Here is a 6,813-nt window from a genome sequence, read left to right as displayed (position 1 = left end):
CCCTTCCATCGAATGCCAAGATTCGAACACGACATCAATGGCAAGCAGCAAAGCTGTGGCTGATTGAAACTCACAATAAAAATAGTGGTTAAAACATTGTCTGGGAAAAATCGAATTTACACATAAATATGGACTTGACTCATTGAACGATTCAATGTGAGCTAACCGGAGCATCCCGGACTGACTTACATACCATTGAACACTCCAATGCGATATTGCAGAAAAAACACGCTATAAGCTTACAAATCTTTAGCATATGGCCGAGCATTTCCCAAAAGAAATTGATAAATACATTAACTTCTATCATTATAAAAAGCTAATCAGGAAAGAAAAACGGTCTTAGCCCCCTTGAGTAAAGAGCTAAAACCGCTTAAACCAAGTTTTATTATCTTGCCTGTCTACTTGACAGGGGACAGTTCATTTTATCCCGGCTTCTTCTTCTTAAATATTATGCTTGTAAAGTTTGCTTCTCACTCTGATCTCTATGTTGGTCTTTTTTTATCACAAGTTGTAGAATAAGCATCACAACAAAGGCACCAATTCCAATGAAGTCTGTGATTGATTCTGGATAAATCAACATGAGACCAATTAAGGCTGAAATGATTCTTTCAATCCAGTGAAGTTTACGATACCAATATCCGATTAAACCCGCCCCAATAGCAATCATTCCAATTATAGCAGTTAATACAATCCAAATAATTTCCATTATCGTCGTATCAATCATTAGTAGTTGGGGCTGTAATACAAACATATATGGAATGATATAAGCAGCAATCGCTAATTTAGATGCGTTTAATCCAGTTCGAATTGGTTCTCCTCCAGAAATACCCGTCGCAGCAAATGCAGCCAATGCAACAGGTGGTGTAATATCAGCCACAATACCGAAGTAAAAGACAAACATATGAGCCGCTAAAATTGGAATCGCAAATTCAAATTGGTCATTTAGTGCGATAATCGCTGGTAAAGCAATCGTTGATGTAATAATATAGTTGGCGGTCGTTGGCGAGCCCATTCCAAGAATTAATGAAGCTATCATCGTAAAGAACAATGTTAGTAATAATAAGGCTTGCGGGGAAGATGTAATCGATTCAGCCAACCCTACTAAACTATTACCCATTTTTAGACCGAGTCCTGTCTTCGTTACGACACCGACAATAATCCCCGCCGCAGCTGTTGCCGCTGCAACTCCCAGAGCTGTACGTGCTCCAGATGTTAACGCAAGAATAAATTTCTTCGGTGTAATTCTCGTTTCTTCTAAAAATAAACTCACAATAATAGCTGCTAATATTCCGTATAGAGCGGTTCTTTCAATACTGAATCCCTGATAGAGGAACCAAATAATCGCCAAAATAGGGATTAGTAAATGGACCTTCTTAAACACTTCTTTCTTAGGTGGGATTTCCGCTTCAGGAAGTCCTAACAACCCAAGCTTTTTTGCTTCAAGATGTGTCATAATCCAAATGCCCGAAAAATATAATAAGGCTGGTATTAGTGCAGCTTTTGCAATTTCCCAGTAACCAACACCAGCAAATTCTATCATTAGGAATGCTGCTGCCCCCATAATCGGTGGCATAATTTGCCCTCCAGTAGATGAAGCCGCTTCAACGGCACCGGCAAAATTTTTCTTATAACCGAGTCGCTTCATCAATGGAATCGTATACGACCCAGTCGTTACCGTATTTGCGACTGAACTTCCAGATATCGTTCCTTGTAACGCACTTGAAAAAATTGCAACTTTCGCTGGGCCACCTGTTCGTCTTCCCGCAATTGATATAGCTAGATCATTGAAGTAATTTCCAACTCCTGTTTGGACAAGAAACGCTCCAAAAAGGAGGAATAAGAAAATGTAGGTGGACGATACTTGTAATGGTGTCCCTAAAATACCTTCTGTTGTAAAATACATCGAATGAATTAATTGCTCCAAATTCAAACCGCCATGAGCAATCGCAGACGGCATATAAGGCCCAAAATAAGCATACAACAAAAAGGCAATCGCGATTATCATAATCGGCAATCCAACCGCACGCCTTGTCGCCTCTAAAACAAGCAATATCGCTAAACCACCAATAACCATTTGCGCTTCTGTAATCCCACCAAATTGTTGGACAAGCGTTTCATAGTAAACTGGCCAATAACCCGTTACAATGATTGCTAAAAGGGCGAGCACATAATCATACCAGGCGATCTTTCTTTTTGGTGCTGACTTACGTGCTGGATAAAGTAAAAAGATCAAGACGAGCGCAAATCCTAAGTGAATGGTTCGTTGTAAATAGGCTGTTAGTTGTCCAAATGCACCTGTGTACAATTGGAATAATGAGAAGCCTAATAAAATGGCGAAAATGATTCCCGCTGCAATTCCCGTTAATTGGCGAGTTCTTGCTTCCGCATCATATTTCTCTAGTAATTTATCTTGTTCCTCTTGTGAAAGTTCTTGATTTATTTTTGAATCAGTCATGAATCTTCACTCCTTTCCACCGCTCCCATAATGATAAATGGGATACTTGAATCGTCAAATATTCTCCCGGAGAAAAATAATCATTGAAAAAAACTTGATGTTCCGCGTTTTCTCCCCAGATAAGACGATGTTTTGATACGGTCTTTCCATTTCTTAACTTAATAACTGGAAAAACCCGATGCATATTTTTTATATGATATTTTCCATTTTCATAAACAAACACTTCTTCATTTTCCGCATTGGAAGGCATCCCAATCCCATATTGTTCATAAACCATTTCATATTGTTGAATTTCATCTTCAGTAGTCACTCTATATTTTTCAACAACATCTGATAAGTGGATGGAATGGGTAAAGATAATTTGAAATGTATCACCATCTTGTAGTGGTAAATATGCCAACAATTTCTGTGGCTGCCCTTGATAAAAAACGAGTGCCTTCGAAAAAGGAATATGAAAAAGGCTCATCACCAAAATAATGCTAATAAGGACAATCCAAATGCGCTTCTTCATGTATTACCACCACATTCTTATTAAAAGAAAGCCAGTGGCTATAGCAACTGGCCTTCACTCATTTAAGAAGATATAAACTTAGAATTAATCAATTAACCCTTCTTCTTTAAAGTACTTCTCTGCCCCTGGGTGTAAATCAATACCTATTCCATCAAGAGCTGTCTCTAATGTAATTGATTCCCCGCGATCATGGGCAATTTTATCTGTGTTTTCATACAATGCTTTTGTCATTTCATATACCGCATCTTCAGATAAACTATCAACAACAGCAACCATCGCTAGAACAGCAACAGAATCAACATCTTCTTTTAATCCGTATGTTCCAGCTGGAATGGTTTCTGCAGCATAGAATGGATACGTTTTTACTAATTCATCTACTTTATCTTTTTCAATCGGTACAATTGATACTTCATTTGTTGCTGATAAACCTTCAACAGATCCTGTCGGAGTTCCTGCCGTAATAAATGCAGCATCGATTGTTCCATCCTGAATGCCACTTGTCGACTCATCAAAGTCAAGATTTTGCGCTTTAATATCTTCCATTGTCATGCCATGAATTTCCAAAATCTGTTCTGCGTTAATATACGTTCCTGAACCCGGCGCACCGACTGAAATCTTTTTCCCTTTCATGTCTTCAACAGATTTAATACCTGACCCAGGTGTTGTCACAATCTGAATGGTTTCTGGATATAATGAGCCTAGAGCTAAGACATTATCAACCGGCTCACCATCAAATGCATGAATTCCTTCAACCGCATATGACATCACGTCTGTTTGAACGAATGCTAATTGAGCATTTCCCTTTGCTAATTCCGCCACATTATCTGCAGAAGCGTTGGATGAGATCGCGTCAGGCTGATAATCAGTTTCATCTGAAATCACTTTTGCAATCGCCCCACCTAATGGATAATAGGTACCGCCCGTTCCACCTGTTAAAAACTTCATAAACTTCTCATCTTTTTTATCGCCACTTTTGGATTCATTTCCGCCAGTTTTCTCTTCACCACATGCTGCTAAAACGAGTGAAACGGCCAATAACAGCACCATCGTAATGAGAAAATTCCTCTTTTTCATTTGATAACTCCCCCTTATTTTTATCAAAAAAATATAAGTATAGATAGTTTACATAACAATGATCAATAATGTCAAGCGCTTACATTCAAAATTGACAGACTAAACTGATTACAAAGTCTGTCATTTAGCTACTTATCAATCATAAAAAAATTATTTTTATGTTAGACGACTTGTTATTCAATTAAATCTTCTATAATCGAAACCGCTGTTTCTTCCTTTGTTAATCCACCGACACCCTGCCCTGCCCATAAAGATTGGTAGTCTTTGTTTTCATTTTGTTTGGCTTTAGAACGAATATCCTGTGTTAGTGCGTTTTGGATTGGAAATGATTGAATGATAGTTGTATTCTTTTCTGCTTCTTTTGTCATGCGGTTTTGAATCGCTCTTGCGGGTCGACCAGAAAATACATTTGTAATAACCGTATCTTCTGCTTTCGCCTGAAGCAGGGCTTGACGATAAGAATCATTTGTTCCCGCTTCTTTTGCTAATAAAAAACGTGTCCCGATTTGAACAGCACTCACTCCCATTGCTAATAAGGATTTCACTTGGTTACGTGAATAAATGCCACCTGCTGCAATAATCGGAACTGAAAATTCCGCTAAACATTGTTCAACGAGAGGCAATAACCCAATTTGGCATCCCATTGGATATGTTTCAACATCAAATGTACCACGATGTCCACCCGCCTCCGTTCCTTGAGCAACAATCGCATCATAACCTGCTTCAACGAGTTTCTCCGCCTCTTCTACATTGGTTGCCATACCAATAAGAAATATGTTTTCTGCTTTTAATCGCTTGATCAATTGTGTCGGTAATATGCCAAATGCTGTACTAACAATCGGTATCTTTTCTTCAATGATGACTTGAATATTTTCTTCTAAATAATCAGGGGCTTTAACGATTTCCGAACCGTGTTCTAAACCAAGTTCATCCCTAAATTGATTTAGAAATTGCTGTGGTTGACGAATATTCTTTTCATTCACAGATAGATTTATCGCAAAGACATTTACCGCGAATGGACGGCTCGTTAATAATTTTGTATCATGAATCGTTTTCTTTAATGTAGCCGGACTCATATAACCGGCTCCAACTGTACCTAATGCCCCTACACGTGACACTTCACTTACGAGTTCAGGAGTTGTAATTCCGCCAGCCATACCGGCTTGAATAATTGGATAATTTATTTGCAATTGATTTAAGAAAGAACGTCGCATCATATCATCTCCTCATATTAAGGCAATCATATCACATTTAATTTGTAAAATTTCACCAATATCCCTCTTGACAATATTACGAAAATTCACTATAGTAGTTTTTAATAATCAGGATTCGTTTATCATGTTTTATTAAAATAAGCTATGTTCGTGGGGAGGGAATTATGTGGGTATTATTAAAATTGCTGCTTTTGGTAGAAAGGAGAGTATTGACCGGCTATTATCGTATACAAAAGATGATAGTCATATTGAAATTATTCCAATTGTATATCATCATGTGAATGAAATAGCAGATTTGATTGATCACGTTATTTATTATGATGTTTATTTATTCACGGAAGCTTTTCCGTATCGATTCGTTGAACATATTGTAAAAGACAAACGATTACCAACTGTTACTGTTGTCTACGATGAATATATGTTATTAACATCCCTGTTTCACTTACTACTAGAAGGAAAAGCACCATTAAAACGTCTTTCTATTGATGCTGTTAGTCGATTACAAGTAAAAAAGGTACTTAAGGACTTAAATATCCAATCAACAGATATCTATTCGATTGATTATGGTAAATCATCACCAGCTGATGTCGATCGTATCGTATCTTTCCATCAAGAACTCTGGAACGAAGGGAAAATTGATTATGTTTTGACAACCGTTTATGACGTTTCTGAACGATTAAATGCGCTCAATATCCCGAATAAACGAATTCCGGTTCCAATAATCAACATCAAGGATGCGATTGATCGCTGTGTATCTTTAGTTCAACTCAATCAACAAACAAATGGGCAAATTGTTGCAGGTTACTTTCGAGTTAAACAAGGGCATTCGCCACCGAAAGAACGCACACCATATGACAACCTTCAAACGATTCTCGGAGAATTTGCTAAACAGACACATGCATCACTTGTAAAAATCAGTCAAAACGAATATGTTATGTTCGGTACAGAGGAGATTTTACAATATATTAAAAGGAACTTTCGCGAATTCCCTTTACTTGAGGATTTGAAACAACATGTAGCGATGCCAATCGATAGTGGATTTGGTCTTGGGTTAAATGCTAAACAAGCGGAAATGCATGCCAAACTTGCACTTGACGCATGTAGACAATCTCCAAAAACATGTTGCTATTTAGTTAATGATCAACAAGAAACGATTGGACCCATTGGGGTTAAAAAACATGTCGATACTGCGAAACTTTATCAAGCACTCATTCATAAAGCGCGGCTTAATAATGAAACATCCTATCATTTTATTGATTTTATAACGTTAAGAAATAATGAACCATTCTCATCACATGATGTGGCTGATTATTATCGAGTGACAAAGCGAAGTGCAGAACGAACGATTAACAAGTTGTTATCTGGAAATGTTATTAAAATTGTCGGTGAAGAAAAACCATACACACGAGGGCGACCGAGGAAATTGTATAAAGTGGAATAATAGTAGGCTAGTAGTACCCGTTTTCTAGTAATGAAATAGACTAGGACAAAAGTATTTCATCCAAGAGAAATTCAAATCAAGTGCATATATCCCGCTTCGGAAATATACTTCGATTTTA

5 protein-coding genes are annotated in these 6,813 nt (G+C 37.6%); 1 reads left to right on the top strand and 4 read right to left on the bottom strand.

The genetic code is table 11. From position 1 onward, the window contains the following. Positions 1 to 448: 448 nt before the first annotated feature. The 4 genes from VIG73_RS05750 to VIG73_RS05735 all read right to left on the bottom strand — a co-directional run bounded on the left by VIG73_RS05750 (position 449) and on the right by VIG73_RS05735 (position 5,257). Complete coding sequence (locus VIG73_RS05750) at positions 449 to 2,455, bottom strand: TRAP transporter permease (protein ID WP_331639878.1); 2,007 nt, start codon at positions 2,453 to 2,455, stop codon at positions 449 to 451. Then, on the bottom strand, positions 2,448 to 2,966 hold the full coding sequence (locus VIG73_RS05745; protein WP_331639876.1) for a DUF1850 domain-containing protein: 519 nt from the start codon (positions 2,964 to 2,966) through the stop codon (positions 2,448 to 2,450). The genes VIG73_RS05750 and VIG73_RS05745 overlap by 8 nt, the downstream gene beginning before the upstream one ends. An 84-nt stretch (positions 2,967 to 3,050) precedes the next feature. Next, positions 3,051 to 4,040: a TAXI family TRAP transporter solute-binding subunit gene (locus VIG73_RS05740; RefSeq protein ID WP_331639874.1), complete on the bottom strand. Its 990-nt coding sequence runs from the start codon at positions 4,038 to 4,040 to the stop codon at positions 3,051 to 3,053. Positions 4,041 to 4,213: 173 nt separating this feature from the next. Further along, positions 4,214 to 5,257, bottom strand: a complete 1,044-nt coding sequence (locus tag VIG73_RS05735; RefSeq protein ID WP_331639872.1) for a nitronate monooxygenase family protein — start codon at positions 5,255 to 5,257, stop codon at positions 4,214 to 4,216. A 163-nt stretch (positions 5,258 to 5,420) separates the two neighbouring features. Here VIG73_RS05735 and VIG73_RS05730 point away from each other — a divergent pair, with 163 nt between their 5' ends. Then, positions 5,421 to 6,695 carry a hypothetical protein gene (locus VIG73_RS05730; RefSeq protein WP_331639869.1) on the top strand — a complete coding sequence of 425 codons (1,275 nt, stop codon included), beginning with the start codon at positions 5,421 to 5,423 and terminating at the stop codon, positions 6,693 to 6,695. Positions 6,696 to 6,813: the final 118 nt, after the last annotated feature.

The organism is Cerasibacillus sp., from assembly GCF_036516575.1.
GTDB lineage: Bacteria > Bacillota > Bacilli > Bacillales > Amphibacillaceae > Cerasibacillus.
Note: the sequence above shows the minus strand (reverse complement) of the source record. Positions and strands in the feature narration are given on the sequence as shown.